Below are 16,989 nucleotides of genomic sequence, written 5' to 3'. Positions count from 1 at the left end.
CCCCGTCCGCACGCCGGCCGGTGCCGCGCGGATGCGCCTTTTCTGCCTTGCCGAGACCCCGCGCACCATGACGCTCCCCTCCATTGAACCGCCGCTCCTGATCGATTCGCACGTGCATGTCTGGGCCTCGGATCCGGCCTACCCGTTCGCGGCCGGCGCGCAGGTGCCGCCCGGGGTTGACGCAAGCGCCGAGCGCCTGATCCGGATGATGGACGGGCACGGCATCGCGCGCACCGTGCTGATCCAGGTGATCCACTATCGCTGGGACAACCGCTATCTGGCCAACGTGCTCAAGCGATATCCCGGCCGGTTCCACGGCGTGGCGCGTGTCGATCCGGCCGATCCGGCCGCGCCAGACCATGTCGATGCGCTGACCGAACAGGGCTTTCGCGGCGTGCGCATCAGCCCGTTCGCGAGCGCCGAGAGCGACTGGCTCGGCGGCCCGTTGATGGCGCCGCTGTGGGCGCGCTGCGAGGCGCTGAAGGTGCCGATGAACGTGCTGACCGTGCCTGGGCGCCTGCCGCAGATCGCCGCGCTGATCGATCGCCATCCCGATCTCGCCGTGGTCATCGATCACATGGCCGACACCCCACCCGGACGCACCGACCAGATTCGCGACCTGCTCGCGCTGGCGCGCTTTCCGAACGTCTTCGTGAAGATCTCGCATCTGTGGTCTCTATCGAAGCAGGCGTTTCCGTAGGCCGACGCGTTCGCGCTGCTCAAGCAGGTGTACGACGCATTCGGGCCGAAGCGCCTGATGTGGGGCACCGATCATCCGGTGTGCCTGCCCCACCTGTCGTATGCGCGAGCGATCGCGCTCTATCGCGATCATCTCGACTTCATGCCTTTCGAGGATCGCCAGGAAATCTGGCATCGCACCGTGCAGCGGATCTGGCCGTTCGGCCTGTAGCCGACGCGCTGTGTCGGTCATTTCGGCCGCTTCGATTCGCCTTCGGTGTTAACGCCGATGATTGCGCAATCAGTCTTTGCTAGAATGATTGCGCAATCACTCAATTCGGGTCGCGCGCACCATGCGCTTGCGGCCTTCAAGCCTAAGTCAAGGACCCTGCTCATGAACACCGTCAAGCCGCTCACGCCGCAAGCATCGAACGACCGCATCAAGTGGATTCGGATCGCCTCGACGTTCCTGCCGCTCGCCAATCCGATCAGCGACGCGAAGGTGCTGACCGGCCGCCAGAAGCCGATGACCGAAATCGCGATCCTGTTCGTCGAGATCGAGACGGCCGACGGCCACCGCGGCCTCGGTTTCAGCTATTCGAAGCGTGCCGGCGGGCCGGGCCAGTTCGCACATGCGAAGGAAATCGCGCCGGTGCTGCTCGAAGAAGATCCGAACGACATCGCGCGGCTGTGGGACAAGCTCGCCTGGGCCGGCGCATCAGTGGGCCGCAGCGGGATGGCGGCGCAGGCGATCGGCGCGTTCGATGTGGCGCTGTGGGATCTGAAGGCGAAGCGCGCGAACCTGTCGCTGGCCAAGCTGCTCGGCGCGCAGCGCGATTCGGTGCGCTGCTACAACACCTCGGGCGGCTTCCTGCATACGCCGCTCGATCAACTGCTTGTGAACACCGAAATCTCGCGCGAGAAGGGCATCGGCGGTATCAAGCTGAAGGTCGGCCAGCCCGACTGCACGCTCGACATCCATCGCGTCTCGACCGTGCGCAAGCAGTTGGGCGACACGTTCCCACTGATGGTCGACGCAAACCAGCAATGGGACCGCCCGACCGCGCAACGCATGTGCCGCACGTTCGAACAATTTGACCTGATCTGGATCGAGGAGCCGCTCGACTGCTACGACGCCGAAGGCCACGCCGCGCTCGCCGCGCAGTTCGACACGCCGATCGCCACTGGCGAGATGCTGACGAGCGTGTCCGAGCACTGGGAATTCATCCGCCAGCGCGGCGCCGATTACCTGATGCCCGACGCGCCGCGCGTGGGCGGCGTCACGCCGTTCCTGAAGGTGGCCACGCTGGCCGAGCACGCCGGCATGATGCTCGCGCCGCACTTCGCGATGGAACTGCATGTGCATCTGGCGGCGGCGTACTCGCGCGAGCCGTGGGTCGAACACTTCGAATGGCTCGAACCGCTGTTCAACGAGAAGCTCGAGACGCGCGACGGGCGGATGATCGTGCCGACGCGGCCGGGGCTCGGGTTGACGTTGAGCGAGCGGGTGGCGGGATGGACGGCGCAGGAAGCGGAGTTTGGGCAGCGGGGATAAGGCGGGTCGTCGACACTTCAGGGGGCCCGGTTGCATGTCTCTTCATGGCCGAGGCTGTGTCCAAAGTCCGCTCTTGGCCGAAAGGACACCGTCATACCGGCCTGATCTGCGTTAGGAATCCTGGGCCAATCCGAGAGCGAGTTTTGCGGCAAACTTGACCCTGAACCAGGAGGTGGTTTGCCATGAAACGCAAGCGCTTTTCGATCGAACAGATTGTGGCGGTACTGAAGCAAGCGGAACTGGGGATGCCGGTGGCGGATCTGATCCGCCAGGTCGGTATTTCGGAGCAGACGTTTTATCGCTGGAAGAAGCAGTACGCAGGCATGCAATCGGATCAGGTACGCGAGCTCAAGCAGTTGCAAGACGAGAACGCTCGACTGAAGAAGCTGGTTGCGGAGCTGAGCCTGGACAAGGCGATCCTGCAGGACGTGGCTTCAAAAAAGTGGCCCGGCCCGCGCTGAGGCGAGACGTGGTGGCCTATGTGGTGAGCCACTACGGATTGACGATGAGGCGGGCCTGCCGGCTCTTGAAGCAACCACGTAGCGTCCAGTACTACCGAAGCGTCAAGGATCCCCGTCCCGAGCTGCGTTCGCGCATGCGCGAGATTGCGTACACCCGGGTGCGATATGGTTATCGGCGCGTCCACGTGCTGTTGCGCCGCGAAGGTTGGCAGTTGGGCAGGAACCAAGCCTACAGGCTGTATTGCGAGGAACAACTGCAGTTGCGCTCGAAATTGCCGAAGCGTCGCAAGATGGTCGTGACCCGGATGGCGAAGATCGTGCCAGTCAAACCGAACGATGCCTGGAGCATGGATTTCGTGGCTGACCAACTGGCTGATGGTTCGAAATTCCGTACCTTGACCGTGGTGGACGTATTCACCAAGGAGGCCCTGGCCATCGAGGTCGGACAGCGTCTAAAGGGCGAGCACGTGGTATCGGCACTCAATCGCATCGTGGCTCGACGCGGCGCCCCACGGCATGTGTTCGTGGACAACGGCAGTGAATTTTCCGGGCGGCTGCTCGACATGTGGGCGTATCACCATCGGGCCAAAATCGACTTCAGCCGACCGGGCAAACCGACGGACAATTGCCACATTGAGACCTTTAACGGATCATTCCGGGACGAATGCTTGAACCTACATTGGTTCGAGACGTTGGGCGAAGCCAAAGCGATAATCGAGGCATGGCGGCGGGACTACAACGAGAGCCGTCCTCACTCGGCTCTCAAAGACTTGGCGCCGGCTGAATTCGCCCGTCAGCTGGCGCTTTTGCCGGGCCCCATCGGGCCCGAAACGCCGGAAAACTCGCGCTAGGGTTGGTCTGGAAAACCCAAGCGGATCACCGAGGCCGTTCTCCAAGATTGAAATGGCCCGAAGAAATCAGGCAGGTCACATCAATGGTCGCGATGGCGCTGCCTAGTTCAAGTTCGACACCGTTCGACAGATGCACATGCAGCGTGAGCGTCATCGACGGGGATGGCGGTGTGGACGCAGGCGGTACCGGAACAACAGGCACGAACGCGGGTGGTGGTGCCGCGCCAACGACGAGCTGGCGAGAACTCGGAGGATCGATTGCCACGCTGTCAGTCGCATCACCCGAAGGCGGCCGGTCGTCGCCGTTATCCTGCTGCGCCAGCGAGACGCATTTCTCGCGCTCCATCAGGTATTTCGTGATCCACTTGCGCAGCAGGTTGGCGTTGATCCCGTGCTCTTGCGCCATGCGGGCCACCGACACGCCCGGGCGTAACGTCGCCTCCACCAAGGCTCGTTTGCCATTTTCATCGTAACGGCGACGGCCGTCACTACTTTGCCGAACGACTCGCAACTGTGAGTTTTTGTCAGCCATAGGTGTCCACCTCCGGAATAGGTGGACACCTATGCTCCTCGCTCAGAGTGCTGTTGGGTAGACGTCGATAATGGATCGCTTACCATCAATCTAACGGTGTCCGAGTGTCCTGGGTTGCGGGGGCAACTACAAACCCGGCGTACCCTTCGACGGTGGTCACGGAGGGTAACGGTTTTCTATCTGTACCCGGGGAAAAATACGATGTTATGACGCGCGTACACCGCCGCCTCTACGGGCCGGTTGTGGCCGTTCTCGGCGCTGTTAGGTAATTTGCTACGCAGCCCTCCGCGAACTTTCTCCGAGTTGCGAGAAGTTTCCGAACTTAAATCACCCGCAACGCTCGCCCCGTAAGGCTCCCTACGGCTTTACTGGAATCGCTCAGTGCGAGGTAAAATCCAGTCACACTCCAGTCACACTGAAACGTGATTGGCCGACAATTTGCCGGAAGTGACAAAAATCTAAGCGACTGATTCTTAAGGATTTGACTGGCCCGCCCTACACGATTCGAACGTGTGACCTACGGCTTAGAAGGCCGTTGCTCTATCCGTCTGAGCTAAGGGCGGTCGTGAGACAGGCAGCGCCGATGCACTGCCCGAAGAGACATGCGGACGATCCGAGGCGAACCATCCGATCGGGCCGTTCCCACCGAAGCACGAAACCCGCTCCGCGAGAAAAACCCGAGCCGGCAATTATACCCGATCGCTCCTGGGCAGCCAGCGTAAAACGAGGCGGCAGGGGCGGCCGTCGAAATCGGCCGCGCCACTGCCGCCCCGCGGCACCTCAACTCAAACCGGCTGCGGATGAAACGCGAACCAGCCAATGCAGAACAGTCCAGCCAGCACGCAATACACGCCGAACGCGGCCAGCCGCCCGCGCCCCTCGAAATAACGCATCAGGAAACGCACGCTCAGGTAGGCGGCGATCGCCGTCAACACGCCACCCAGCGCGGCATCGGCCAGTTGGTCCGGCGCATGGAACAGCTTCGGCAACTCGAGCACGCCCGCGGCCAGGATGATCGGCGTGCCGAGCAGGAACGAAAACTCCGCCGCCTTCTCGGTGGTGAGCCCCGCCGCATTGCCGGCGATCATGGTCAGCCCGCTGCGCGAGAAACCCGGGATCAACGCACCCACTTGCGCGAGACCGACCAGGAAGGCCCGGCCGAAACCGAGCTTCTCGGGCGCACGATGCACACGCGAACGCTGCAGGCGATCGCCCCACCACAGCAGGATGCCGTTGACGATCAGCGCGCCAGCCACGATCCGCAGGTCATGGAACACATGCTCGATCCTCTTCTCGAGCAGCAGTCCCACCAGCCCGGCCGGAATGGTGCCGATGATCAGTGCCCACATCATGTGCGCGTCGTCGTTGGGGCGGCCGGCAAAGGAGGCGAAGAAGCCCCGCACCAGCGCGCACCAGCGTGCGCGGAAATACCAGAGCAGCGCGATCGCGGTACCGAGGTGCAGCGCGACCAGGAACGGCAGCAACTGCGGCGCGTGCTTGTCGATATGCATGCCGATCAGGGCCGGCACGAGCAGCGTGTGGCCCAGACTGCTGACGGGGAAGAGTTCGGTCACGCCCTGCAGGACGCTCAGAAATACCAGAAACCAGAGGCTCACGCGTCAGTCCTTTTGTCGATGGATGGAGGGGGAAAAGCCGGCAGGATCGCCGGCAGCGCCCCGATTATGCACAGCAGCATAAGGAGCGCCAAGCCGAATGGCGCCTCGATGCCGCGATCATCGACACTGGAACCGCGTTGTCAGCAAATTGAAATGATCATGAAAAACAAACGGCCCGCGATCCGAGGACGGCGAGCCGGCAGACAGCGACGGAACAGGCTCCGTCGCGCGACGAAATCAGCGACCGAGCTGGTAGAAGAACAGCACCGTGCTGCCCGTGAACATGCCGAACAATGCGATGCCCATTGCCATTGCCAGATCCATGCTGCCGACTCCCGATAGCCAAGTCCGGTGTAACGAAACGTAACCGGTTGACGTCATTATCCTGACGGTCCGTCAGATTGCTACCCGCAATTTCCCGACACGGGTTTCCCCCGAGCAAGTTTTGCCGATCACCTCGGTCGCCTGGTACCGAAGCCTGCCGATCGGCGCGCCCCGCAGCGCACAAGCGCGCATCGATCCGTTATGCTGTCCGCCCGATTTGCCTTGTCGATGCCGACCGAAGGAACCCCATGCCCATCTTCCAGCAGCAGGACATCATCGAACTCGTGGACGGCGCGGCGCGCCTGCGCATCGCACCCCAGGCAGGCGGGCGCCTGCTGTCCTGGCACATCGGCGACGAGCCGATCATCTTCTGGCCCGAGCAGGCCGACTGGAGCGCGCCGGCCAAGGTGCGCGGCGGCAATCCGTTGCTGTTCCCGTTTCTCGGCCGCCATCGCGTGGGCGACACGATCGGCCGCTGGCGCGACGCGGCCGGCGTGGTACGCGAGCTGCCGATGCACGGTTTCGCACGCGACCTGCCGTTCGCCGCGCACGTGGATGCCGACGGCCGCGGCGTGGACATGACGCTGGAGAGCAGCGAAGCCACGCGCGAGGCCTACCCGTTCGCGTTCCGCTTCGACGCGCGCTACCAGTTCGTCGACGCGCACACGCTCGACGTCGAGCTGACCACGCGCAATCTCGGCGATGCGCCGCTGCCCTCGCTGCCCTATTACGCGGGCCATCATTTCTACTTCGCGCTGCCGCACGACGAACGCGCTCGGACCCGTATCGAACTGCCGCCGACGCGGCAATGCCACCAGCAGCCCGATGGCTCGATCAGCGCACCGATCGCGGGCGAATCGCACTACACGCTCGACGAGGCGCGCATCCTCGATCGCTTCCATTGCCTCGAGGGCGTGCCCTCGCGCCCGGTGCAGATCGACATGGCCGGCCGCCGCCGACGCATCGAGATCGACCTGAACCGCCCCGGCTCGATCCCCTGGTACGCCGTGACAACCTGGACCGAGAAGCCCGAGTCGGACTTCTACTGCGTCGAACCCTGGCTCGGCCTGCCCGACGCGATCCACAACGGCCTGGGGCTGCGCATGCTGGCGCCCGGCGCGACCGAGACGGCCGCGCTGCGCATTCGCGTCTCGCCGCTCGGCTGAGGCGATCCGCGACGATCGACACGGCAAGGCATGGAGCGCGGCCCGGCGGGCAGCGCTCCAGCCTGAACTACGGCCTTCCAATCCGTCACTCACCTGCCCGCTTCCAGCGCCGCCAAGCCCCACGCGGCGCCATGCCGCGCAAGCCCGGCCGCGCAATCTCTACCTCGAATCGGCGGCGCGCGCCGCGAACCCGGTAAAATCCGGGGTTTTCGTGTTTCACCGTCGTGCCCGTCGCGACGGTGTCCTGTGAGGTTTCATGCTGGTCAAGACCACCCGAAGGTTCGTCGTCGCTTCCCTCGTCGCCGTGCTGGCCGCCTGCGGCTCCGCGCCGGTCGGCCCCGGTTTCTATCGCGTCGAGCGTGGCGACACGCTGTCGAAGATCGCGCGCGCGAACCGTCAGCCGATATCGAACCTGGTGCGCTGGAACTCGATCACGAACCCCGATGCGATCGAGGTCGGCCAGGTGCTGCGCGTGGCGCCCCCGGGCGGCGCGCCGATCCGCTCGGCCGGCGCCGGCTCGTCGAGCGCAGGCAGCTCGGCCCCGCCGCCGTCGAGCGGCGCGGCCAGCGCCGCGCCGCGCCCGAACGCCTCGATCTCGCTGATCTGGCCGGCGGCCGGCAACGTGGTCCGCTCGTTCGACGGCGGCAGTTCCAAGGGGATCGATATCGCGAATGCGGCCGGCACGCCGGTGGTGGCCGCGGCGGCCGGCACCGTGGTGTATGCCGGCAACGGGCTGCGCGGCTACGGCAACCTGCTGATCATCAAGCACGACGCGGACTTCCTGACCGCCTATGCCCACAATCGCACGCTGCTCGTGAAGGAAGGCCAGGCCGTCACGCAAGGCCAGAAGATCGCGGAAATGGGCGATACCGACAACGACCGCGTGGCGCTGCATTTCGAGCTGCGCTACGGCGGCCGCTCGATCGACCCGTCACGCTACCTGCCGGCGCGCTGAGGCACGAATGCGGCCGACTCGCCGGCGCGTGCACGCGCGCCGGCCGCGACCCGACCGGCGGTAAGCGAAAAGGACATTGCTCAGCGCTTGCGATAGCGGCCGCTGACGCGGCCGGACAGCGGATCGACGCGCATCGCGAACAACACGACGGCGCCGATGCCCAGCAGGCTGAACCCCGTGGCAATCCAAAGCCAGACCATGTTTCACTTCAAATCGTTGAACTTGCGATAGTACGCGCGATTCGGCGCGGCCGCCGCGCAACCCATGATCGCGGCCCCGACTATCGCGTAGGCCCATGACGATACGGTGTAATCTCGTCGGAAACCATCACGCGCGATGTCGCGAGGAGCGCCGATGCTGCCCGATGCCGACGATTACCCCTCCCTGCTCGAGCGCTTCGCCTGGCGCATTCCCGAGCGCTACAACATCGGCGTCGACGTCTGCGATCGCTGGGCCGACGGCAGCGGCCGCCTGGCGCTGATCGACGAACGCGAGGACGGCTCCGTCACGCACTATACGTTCGACGACTTGAAGGCGGCCTCCAATCGCCTCGCCAACAGCCTCGCGCGCGCCGGCATCGGGCGCGGCGAGCGGATCGGCATCTTCATCCCGCAGGGCCCGCAAACCGCCATCGCCCACCTGGCCGCCTACAAGGCCGGCGCGATCGCGGTGCCGCTGTTCGCGCTGTTCGGCGCCGACGCGCTCGAATTCCGCCTGGCCGACAGCGGTGCCAGCGCGCTGGTCACCGACCGCGCCGGCGCCGCCAAGATCGCGCCGCTGCGCGCGGCGCTGCCGGCGCTGCACACGGTCTACTGCATCGACAGCGGCAGCGACGACGCGCCCGACGGCACGCTGCCCTTCGAGGCGGCGCTGGCCGCCGAATCCGAGCACTACACGCCGGTCGACACGCTCGCCGAGGACCCGGCCGTGATCATCTACACCTCGGGCACCACCGGTAAGCCGAAGGGCGCGCTGCACGCGCAGCGCGTGCTGCTCGGCCACCTGCCCGGCGTGGAGATGTCGCAAAACGGCTTTCCACGCGGCGCGCGCGTGTTCTGGACGCCGGCCGACTGGGCCTGGATCGGTGGCCTGCTCGACGTGCTGCTGCCGGCCTGGCATCACGGCGTGACGGTGCTCGCGCGCCGCTTCGAGAAGTTCGACGGCGAGGCCGCCTTCGCGCTGATGGCGCGCCACGGCGTGACGCACGCCTTCCTGCCGCCGACCGCGCTGAAGCTGATGCGAAGCGCGCAGCGGCCACCGCAAGCGCAGGCGCTGCGGCTCGTCTCGGTCGCCAGCGGCGGCGAGTCGCTCGGCGCCGGCCTGCTCGACTGGGGCCGCGAGATGTTCGGCGTGACCATCAACGAGTTCTACGGCCAGACCGAGTGCAACATGGTGCTGTCCTCGTGCAGCCGGCTGTTCGCGCCGCGCGCCAGCGCGATCGGCAAGGCCGCGCCGGGCCATCGCGTCGAGATCGTCGACGCGGCGGGGCAGCCAGTGCCGGCCGGCGTGGAAGGCAATATCGGCATCCGCGCGCCCGATCCGGTGATGTTCCTCGGCTACTGGCGCAACCCCGGCGCGACTCGCGACAAGTTCGCCGGCGACTACCTGCTCAGCGGCGACCGCGGCGTCGCCGACCCTGACGGCTTCATCCGCTTCGTCGGCCGCGACGACGACGTGATCACCAGCGCCGGCTACCGGATCGGTCCCGGGCCGATCGAGGACTGCCTGCTCAAGCATCCGGCGGTGCGCATGGCGGCCGTGGTCGGCGTGCCCGATGCGACGCGCACCGAGATCGTCAAGGCCTTCGTGGTGCTGCAGCCCGGCGCCGAGGCCGGCGCGGCGCTGGTCGGCGAGTTGCAGCAGCATGTGCGCACCCGCCTGGCGGCGCACGAATACCCGCGCGCGATCGCCTTCGTCGACAGCCTGCCGATGACGGCGACCGGGAAAATCATCCGGCGCGCGCTGCGCGCGTCGTGAGCCGGACGGGCGAGACGGCGGATCGGCTAGAATCGCGGCTGATCCCGTGGCCCGCGATCTCCGCGATCCGGCACCGATGGCGTCCCGACGGCGGCGAAACGTTCCCAGGCTCCCGGGTTCGTATCTTCGAGCACCGCGAGGCGCGCCACCGCAACGGCCATTGCCCCCAGCCTCCATCACCATGAGTTCACCGAATCCTTCCGCAGCCGGCGCAGCGCCGAGCGCGCTCTATACCCAACTGCTCGGCGAGACCGCCAAGATCGACTGGTGCGACCTCGAACGCTTCTTCGCGCAGGGCAAGCTGTTGTCGGTCGCGCGCGACCTCGACCTGGTCAGCGTGGCCGAGGCGATCGCCGCCGACCAGGCCGAGCAGGTCACCAGTTGGCTCGCCGCCGGCCACGTCGCGCGCATGCCGAGCGAGACCGCCCAGGACTACGCGAGCCGCAATCCCGAGCTGTGGGCGGTGGTGGTATCGCCCTGGGTCTGCGTGCAGGAACGCGCCTGAGCCGCGCGATGCCCGCCTCCCCTCCTTCCCCCTCGCCCACTGCTGCCTCGTACGCCGGCGCCGTGCCTGAGCGGCCGCCGATCAGCCATCGCAGCGTGCTCGGCCTGGCGGTGCCGATCGTGCTCGCCAACCTGACCCAGCCGATCCTCGGCGCGGTCGACACGGCCGTGGCCGGCCATCTCGACGGCCCGCAGGTGCTGGGCGGCGTCGCGCTGGGCAGCGTGTTCTTCGGCTTCGTCTACTGGGGTTTCGGCTTCCTGAGGATGGGCACCACCGGGCTGGTGGCGCAGGCCTTCGGCGCGGGCGACCCGGCCGGCGTGCGGCTCAACCTGCTGCGCGCGCTGGCGCTCGCGGCCGCGCTCGGCCTGGCCGTGCTCGCGCTGCAGGGGCCGCTGAGCTCGATCGGGCTCGGCCTGCTGGGCGGCAGCGAAGCGGTCCGGGCCAATGCGCGGGCCTATGTGGCGGCCCGCATCTGGGCCGCGCCGTTCGCGCTCGCCAACTACGCGATCCTCGGCTACCTGCTCGGCCTGCAGCGCGTGCGGCTGGGCCTGCTGCTGCAGGCCCTCATCAACCTGGTGAACATCGCCGCGGTGATGCTCTATGTCTATCGACTCGACGGCGGTGTCGCCGGGATCGGCGCGGCCACCGCCACCGCCGACCTGGCCGGCTTCGTGTTCGGCGCCGCGCTGCTGGCCTGGCGCCGCACGCGCGGGCTGGGACTGCCGAGCCGCGCCGAATTCTTCGAGCGCGCGGCCCTGAAGCGGCTGGTGGCACTCAACCGCGATATCTTTGTGCGCACGCTGTGCCTGCTGTCGGCCTTCGGCTGGTTTGCCCATCTCGGCGCGCGGCTGGGCGACGCGACGCTGGCCGCGAACGCGCTGCTGCTCAATTTCCAAACCTTCATGGCCTATGCGCTGGACGGCTTCGCGCACGCGGCCGAGGCGCTGGTGGGCGCGGCGGCCGGCGCGCGCGACCGCGCCAGCTTCCGGGCCGCGGTGCGCGTGACGCTGCAATGGGCGATCGGCTGCGCGCTGGCCTTCTCGCTGGCCTATGCGCTGGGCGGCGGCTGGATCGTCGCGCAACTGACCGACCAGCCGGCCGTGCGCGAGATCGCCGGCCACTTCCTGCCCTGGGCGGCCGTGATGCCGCTGATCTCGGTGTGGGGCTTCCTGCTGGACGGCGTGTTCATCGGCGCCACCGAAACGCGCACGCTGATGGTGGCGATGGCGATCTCGTTCGCGGTGTTCGTCGCCGCCACCTTCGCGCTGGCCGGCCCGCTCGGCAACCACGGCCTGTGGCTGGCGCTGTCGATCTTCATGATCGCGCGCGGCGTGACGCTTTCGCTGCGGATGCCGGCGCTGGCGCGTCGTATCGGCGGCTAGACGCGCTGGAGTCGAAGCCTGGGGCTTCGGCTCACCGGCCGGCGCATCGGTACTTCGGCCAGGTTGGCCGGCTTACTGCGATGCCGGCGCGGCCGGCGCTTCCAGCATCGAGGGCGGCGTCATGTCGGTCGGCACGCCGTGATAGTCGGCCGGATCCTGCGGCGGCGGCTTGCGATGATTCGCGCCGGAAGGATTGGGATCGCCCACGCAGCCGGCGAGCATCGCCGCGACCAGCGCGGCCAGAATGAAACGGGACATCCGTCACCTCGAAAAAGTCGGAACGGCACGATGCAGCCGCATCGCGCGATCGACGGAGTCTAGCGGAAAGCAGCGGCCGGCGTCGGACCCTGCCCGCCCGCGCCGGCGGATTGACTATCATGAAGACATGGCGCTGAGCATTTCCAGGAGGGCTGCCATGAACGTCGAATCGATCGCCGGCCTCGTCGGCCTGGTTATCGGCCTGATCATCCTGATCGGGCTGTCCATCTTCGAATCGCGCGAATACCGCCGCGAGCATCATGGCGAGGGCCGGATCCATCACTGGCTCGCCGCGCATCACCTGCTCGACTGGCGGCACCGCCACTGATCTCAATCACGCCCGCCGCCCGGCAATCGGCGCACCACAAAAAACGGCACGACGATCGTCTCGTCGTGCCGTTGCTTGCGGCTTGCCGCCGCTCGCGCGGACCGGCTCGCGAACGCTCAGGCCAGGAAGTGGCGGGCGTAGCGCGCGTTGATGTCCGACAGGCGGAACAGCGTCAGGAAATCGGCGCAGTTGAAGTCGGGATCCCAGGCCGGCGCGCCGCAGATCTTCGCGCCCAGGCGCAGATAACCCTTGATCAGCGGCGGCGGCGCGACCTTGGTGCCGGTCTGCAGCTCGTCCACCGGCAGCGGCGTGTGCGCAAAGGCGTGGTACTCGGGCGCCGTCAGCGAACCGCCGAGCGACTGGTAGAGGTTGGCCGCGTAGTGGCCGCCGTCGGCCATCGACACGCTCGCGCAGCCGAGCATGGTCTCGTAGCCATTCTGCATCATGTAGGTACCCAGGCCGCCCCAGAGCGCCATGATCACGGCGCCGCTGCGGTAGTCGCGATGCACGCAGGAGCGACCCACCTCGACCATCTTCGAGCGCAGGTGCGCCAGGCGCGACAGGTCGAATTCGCCTTCGGCGTAGAGGCGACCGATGCGAGCCGCCTGGTGCGGCGGCAGCACGCGATAGGTGCCCACCACCTTCAGCGTGTCCAGATCGCGCACCAGCAGGTGGTCGCAGTAGGCATCGAAGGGATCGACGTCGAGACCGGCCGGGCCGCTGACCGCGGCGCCCATCTCGTCGGCGAACACGCTGTAGCGCAGGCGCTGCGCCTCGCGCAGTTCGTCCTCGGTACGCGCCCAGGCCGCGCGCAGGCGGAATTCGGAGGTGACCGTTTCGGCCGCGCGCGGCAAACGGCGACGCGACTGGTCAAGCGGGAGCGAAGCAAATGGGAGCGTAGGCGTCGGCAGATCTCGCATCAGGCTTTCCTGGTCGTAAGGAATGGAACGACATGGTCGCCAATGTAGTAACCGGCCGTGACGCTTGCGTGGCGAATCGGTGTCAGTTTGGTGACATGTCGTCCAAATGACTTTAGCAGAAAGTCGGAAGAAAGATACTTTGGCTCTCTCAGACCAGCTCGGGCGATAGCGCGGCACGCAGGCTGGCCTGACCGCCCTCGCGTGAACGGCTCTGCAGCCAGATCAGGCCGCCCTTTTTCAGCGACCAGCTGTCGTCGCTGCCGGCCAGCAGGCGCGCGGCGACCGCGCCGAGCGTCGGCTGGTGGCCGACCACCACCACCGTGGACGCGATGCCCTCGGGCCAGCCGGCGGCGGCCAGCACCTCGGCCACGCCGCCGCCCGGCGCCAGCTCGCGCACGGTGCGGTACTGGTCGGTCAGCGCCTCGACCGTCTGCACGGTGCGCACGGCCGGGCTCGCCAGAATCACCGCGCTGCTCTCGAGCCGCAGCTTGAGCCATTTCGCGACCGCCTGCGCGTCGCGGCGCCCGCGCGCGGTGAGCTGGCGTGCCAGGTCGCTGGCGGCGTAGTCCTCGGCTTCGGCATGACGCCACAGAATCAGGTGCATCGCAATGCCTCCTTGCGGGGTTGCCAAAGGCCCATGCTAGCGCGGCTTCGATGACATCTGTACGAGGGATTGACCCGAGTGCGCCGATGATGCACAATCTCTGGCTCGTCGGAGCGTAGCGCAGCCTGGTAGCGCATCTGATTTGGGATCAGAGGGTCGTAGGTTCGAATCCTATCGCTCCGACCAAAGGAATCAAGGGGTTACAGGAATTTTCCTGTAACCCCTTTTCCATTTCAGGGCGGCAGTTCACTGCCCTGGTCGATCCTCCATCGAAGCGGTACGACACGACCGGCAGCAAGCCCCAGCCGGCCGCTGACACGCCATCTCCTCGATCCGGTTTCATCCGAATCAATACTCGCCTTTCAAAACAGATGCGGATCGACTTCCGACACCCATCAATTTGAAAGAAAGAATCTTTCCAAATCGCCTCTGAAGCCCGCCGTTCCAAGCGCGAATATTATGTTTTTCATCTTGAATTGATACGTTATATCATCTCGATCCCGAACATTAAGAACTCGCTGCCGGTGCGCGCCGTGCCGCACACCAGTGCCCGCCATCCATGACCACACCGACTCCGATCTCGCGTGCCGTGCTGCTCGCTTTCCTTGCATTTGCCTCTCTCGATGCCAACGCGCAGAGCCCGACCGGCGCCGTCGACAATGGCACGCTCGCGGACGCGACAAACACGGCGCCGGCCACCGGGCAGAAACTCTCCGTCGTCAGCGTGACGGCGAAGCGGCTCGACGATGCACGCAATGGCCTGCTACCGGAAACCGGCAGCAGCGTCTATCGCATCACGAGCGAGGACATCGATGCGATGCCGCAAGGCGCGGACACCCCGCTCAACCGCGTGCTGTTGCAGGCGCCGGGTGTGGCCAACGATTCGTACGGACAACTGCACGTTCGCGGCGATCATGCGGACCTGCAGTACCGTATCAATGGCATCCTGATCCCTGAGCCGATCAGTGGCTTCGGCCAGGCGCTCGACACACGCATCATCGACCACGTGAACCTGCTGACGGGCGCGCTGCCGGCTGAATACGGCTACCGCACCGCCGGCATCGTCGACATCCATACGAAATCGGGCGACGAGTTCGGCAATGGCGGATCGATCGACGTGTTCGGCGGAAGCCACCAAACGCTGAAGACCAGCGCCGACGTGTACGGCACGAAGGGCGCTCTGAGCTATTACTTCACGGGCTCGCTGGGCGTGAACAATCTCGGCATCGAATCGCCCACCTCGTCATCCAGCCCGCTTCACGACCACACGCGCCAGGGCGATGCGTTCGGTTACCTGTCCTACGTGCTCACCCCACAAACGCGCTTGAGTCTGATGTTCGGCACCACCTCGAATCAGTTCGAGATTCCGAACACGCCTGGACTGACGCCCAATTTCTCGCTGGCAGGCAACTCGGGCTTCAATTCGGCCAACCTGAACGAAACGCAGTCCGAACTGAACAACTTCGCCGTGGTGGCCCTGCAAGGCACCAACGGCGCGGCGCTCGACTATCAGGTCGCATTCTTCACGCGCTACACACGCACCCAGTTCAACCCCGACCCGATCGGCGACTTGCTCTACAACGGGGTGGCCTCCCAGGATTTTCACAGCGACGTGGCCAACGGCATTCAGGCCGACACCACCTACCGCCTGAGCGATCACCATACGCTGCGCGCGGGCCTGTTCCTGCAGCAGGAGCACGCGCAGTTCCGCGACAATGTCTCGGTGTTCCCCGCCGACGACGACGGCAATCAAACCTCCGACGTACCCTTCTCCGTTGCCGACGCGAGCAGCAAGACCGGCTACCTGTATAGCGCGTACCTGCAGGACGAGTGGAAGATCAATTCGCGCCTGACGATCAACTACGGCGTGCGATACGACGGCATGGACCAGTACGTCACCGCCAACCAGTTGAGCCCGCGCATCGGCCTGGTGTTCAAGGTCGCCGATGGCACCACGCTGCACGCCGGGTATTCTCGCTACTTCACGCCGCCCTCGTTCGAACTCGTGTCGAGCTCGACGATCGGCCGCTACGCAGGCACCACCAATGCCAGCGCCGTCACACAAAACGACCCGGTGCAGCCGGAGCGCGACGATTATTTCGATCTTGGCGTGATCCAGCAGGTGGGTTCGGACCTCACGCTCGGTATCGACGGCTACTACAAGAAGGCCCACAACCTGCTGGACGAAGGACAGTTCGGCAGCGCGCTGATCTACACGCCGTTCAACTACGAGTACGGCCGCGTGTACGGACTCGAGCTCACGGCAAACTACAGGCATCGCAACCTGTCCGCCTATCTGAACGTGGCCTTGAGCCGCGCAATGGGCAAGAACGTCACGTCGGCGCAGTTCAATTTCGATCCCGACGAACTGGCTTACATCTCGAACCATTGGGTCAACCTCGATCACGACCAGCGTGTGACGATCTCGTTCGGCAGCGCCTATACATGGCACCAGACGACCTTTTCGTTCGACGGCATTGTCGGCAGCGGCCTGCGCGAGGGCTTCGCGAACACCGGCAAGCTGCCGTGGTACGAGCAAGTGGATCTGTCGGTGTTGCAGCGCATGAACCTGCCGTGGATCGGCAAGGTGGATGGACGTGTCGTGCTGGTCAATGCGTTCGGCGATTCCTATGCGTTGCGCGACGGGTCGGGCATCGGGGTCTTCGCGCCGCAGTACGGCCCGTACCGTGCCGTCTACGCAGGCTTCACCAAGTACTTCTGACGCGGCAAGCAGGCCGTTTCGATGCGGCGGCATTCCTTGCGATTGTTCCGGGACGCAAGCTTCCCGGATCCGGTCCCATGCGAGCGGCGCTCGGCGTGATCGAGCGGGCTCGCTGACTCCAGCGCAGCCACCCGGCTGACCTGTCCTCAAGGGAG

The 16,989-nt window shown here is 65.9% G+C and carries 14 protein-coding genes, 2 tRNA genes and 1 pseudogene; 11 read left to right on the top strand and 6 right to left on the bottom strand.

Annotated elements, in window-relative coordinates:
• Positions 1-31 precede the first annotated feature (31 nt).
• From BM43_RS30440 to BM43_RS30425, 3 genes and pseudogenes are all read left to right on the top strand, one after another.
• Positions 32-910, top strand: a pseudogene (locus tag BM43_RS30440) (amidohydrolase family protein).
• Between the two features lie 162 nt (positions 911-1,072).
• Positions 1,073-2,233, top strand: coding sequence for an L-talarate/galactarate dehydratase (locus tag BM43_RS30435; RefSeq protein WP_036051976.1), 1,161 nt, complete (start codon positions 1,073-1,075; stop codon positions 2,231-2,233).
• Positions 2,234-2,415: 182 nt separating this feature from the next.
• A protein-coding gene (locus BM43_RS30425; RefSeq protein WP_370448974.1) for an IS3 family transposase occupies positions 2,416-3,545 on the top strand; the annotation gives its coding sequence in 2 pieces (ribosomal slippage) (positions 2,416-2,677 and positions 2,677-3,545; 1,131 coding nt in all).
• A gap of 25 nt (positions 3,546-3,570) precedes the next feature.
• On the opposite strand, the gene BM43_RS39540 is transcribed toward BM43_RS30425, so the two are convergent.
• From BM43_RS39540 to BM43_RS30415, 3 genes are all read right to left on the bottom strand, one after another.
• Entirely contained in the window at positions 3,571-4,077 is a 507-nt protein-coding gene (locus tag BM43_RS39540) for a transposase (protein WP_080742030.1), read from the bottom strand.
• A 486-nt stretch (positions 4,078-4,563) separates the two neighbouring features.
• Positions 4,564-4,640, bottom strand: a tRNA-Arg gene (locus BM43_RS30420).
• 222 nt (positions 4,641-4,862) lie between these two features.
• On the bottom strand, positions 4,863-5,693 hold the full coding sequence (locus BM43_RS30415) for an undecaprenyl-diphosphate phosphatase (protein WP_036051978.1): 831 nt from the start codon (positions 5,691-5,693) through the stop codon (positions 4,863-4,865).
• Between the two features lie 572 nt (positions 5,694-6,265).
• Between BM43_RS30415 and BM43_RS30410 the strand changes: the two genes are divergently transcribed.
• From BM43_RS30410 to BM43_RS30390, 5 genes are all read left to right on the top strand, one after another.
• A complete protein-coding gene (locus BM43_RS30410; protein ID WP_036051979.1) occupies positions 6,266-7,183 on the top strand; it encodes an aldose epimerase family protein in 918 nt (305 codons plus the stop codon).
• A 256-nt stretch (positions 7,184-7,439) separates the two neighbouring features.
• Positions 7,440-8,138 carry a peptidoglycan DD-metalloendopeptidase family protein gene (locus tag BM43_RS30405; protein ID WP_013697429.1) on the top strand — a complete coding sequence of 233 codons (699 nt, stop codon included), beginning with the start codon at positions 7,440-7,442 and terminating at the stop codon, positions 8,136-8,138.
• Between the two features lie 354 nt (positions 8,139-8,492).
• On the top strand, positions 8,493-10,115 hold the full coding sequence (locus BM43_RS30400; protein WP_036051980.1) for an acyl-CoA synthetase: 1,623 nt from the start codon (positions 8,493-8,495) through the stop codon (positions 10,113-10,115).
• Between the two features lie 181 nt (positions 10,116-10,296).
• Positions 10,297-10,620, top strand: a complete 324-nt coding sequence (locus BM43_RS30395; protein ID WP_036051981.1) for a DUF2288 domain-containing protein — start codon at positions 10,297-10,299, stop codon at positions 10,618-10,620.
• A gap of 8 nt (positions 10,621-10,628) precedes the next feature.
• Positions 10,629-12,002 carry an MATE family efflux transporter gene (locus BM43_RS30390; protein ID WP_036051982.1) on the top strand — a complete coding sequence of 458 codons (1,374 nt, stop codon included), beginning with the start codon at positions 10,629-10,631 and terminating at the stop codon, positions 12,000-12,002.
• Positions 12,003-12,074: 72 nt separating this feature from the next.
• Here the strand turns inward: BM43_RS30390 and BM43_RS30385 are convergent, their stop codons facing one another.
• Positions 12,075-12,260 (bottom strand): hypothetical protein, encoded by a 186-nt coding sequence (locus tag BM43_RS30385; protein WP_036051983.1) that lies wholly within the window; start codon positions 12,258-12,260, stop codon positions 12,075-12,077.
• A 157-nt stretch (positions 12,261-12,417) separates the two neighbouring features.
• Here BM43_RS30385 and BM43_RS41805 point away from each other — a divergent pair, with 157 nt between their 5' ends.
• On the top strand, positions 12,418-12,588 hold the full coding sequence (locus BM43_RS41805) for a hypothetical protein (protein ID WP_164720633.1): 171 nt from the start codon (positions 12,418-12,420) through the stop codon (positions 12,586-12,588).
• A 116-nt stretch (positions 12,589-12,704) separates the two neighbouring features.
• Here the strand turns inward: BM43_RS41805 and BM43_RS30380 are convergent, their stop codons facing one another.
• Positions 12,705-13,508 (bottom strand): GNAT family N-acetyltransferase, encoded by an 804-nt coding sequence (locus BM43_RS30380; RefSeq protein WP_025101580.1) that lies wholly within the window; start codon positions 13,506-13,508, stop codon positions 12,705-12,707.
• Between the two features lie 148 nt (positions 13,509-13,656).
• The gene (gene sixA / locus BM43_RS30375; RefSeq protein WP_036051984.1) at positions 13,657-14,112 is read right to left on the bottom strand and encodes a phosphohistidine phosphatase SixA; all 456 of its coding nucleotides are present in this window, start codon (positions 14,110-14,112) and stop codon (positions 13,657-13,659) included.
• Between the two features lie 109 nt (positions 14,113-14,221).
• Here sixA and BM43_RS30370 point away from each other — a divergent pair.
• Both BM43_RS30370 and BM43_RS30365 read left to right on the top strand, forming a co-directional pair.
• Positions 14,222-14,298 (top strand) — tRNA-Pro (locus BM43_RS30370).
• 373 nt (positions 14,299-14,671) lie between these two features.
• Positions 14,672-16,834 carry a TonB-dependent receptor plug domain-containing protein gene (locus BM43_RS30365; protein WP_036051985.1) on the top strand — a complete coding sequence of 721 codons (2,163 nt, stop codon included), beginning with the start codon at positions 14,672-14,674 and terminating at the stop codon, positions 16,832-16,834.
• Positions 16,835-16,989 lie beyond the last annotated feature (155 nt).

The sequence above is a fragment of the Burkholderia gladioli genome (assembly GCF_000959725.1).
Classification (GTDB): Bacteria; Pseudomonadota; Gammaproteobacteria; order Burkholderiales; family Burkholderiaceae; genus Burkholderia; species Burkholderia gladioli.
The sequence above is the reverse complement of the archived record's forward strand: the minus strand, read 5'-3'. Positions and strand labels throughout refer to the sequence as shown.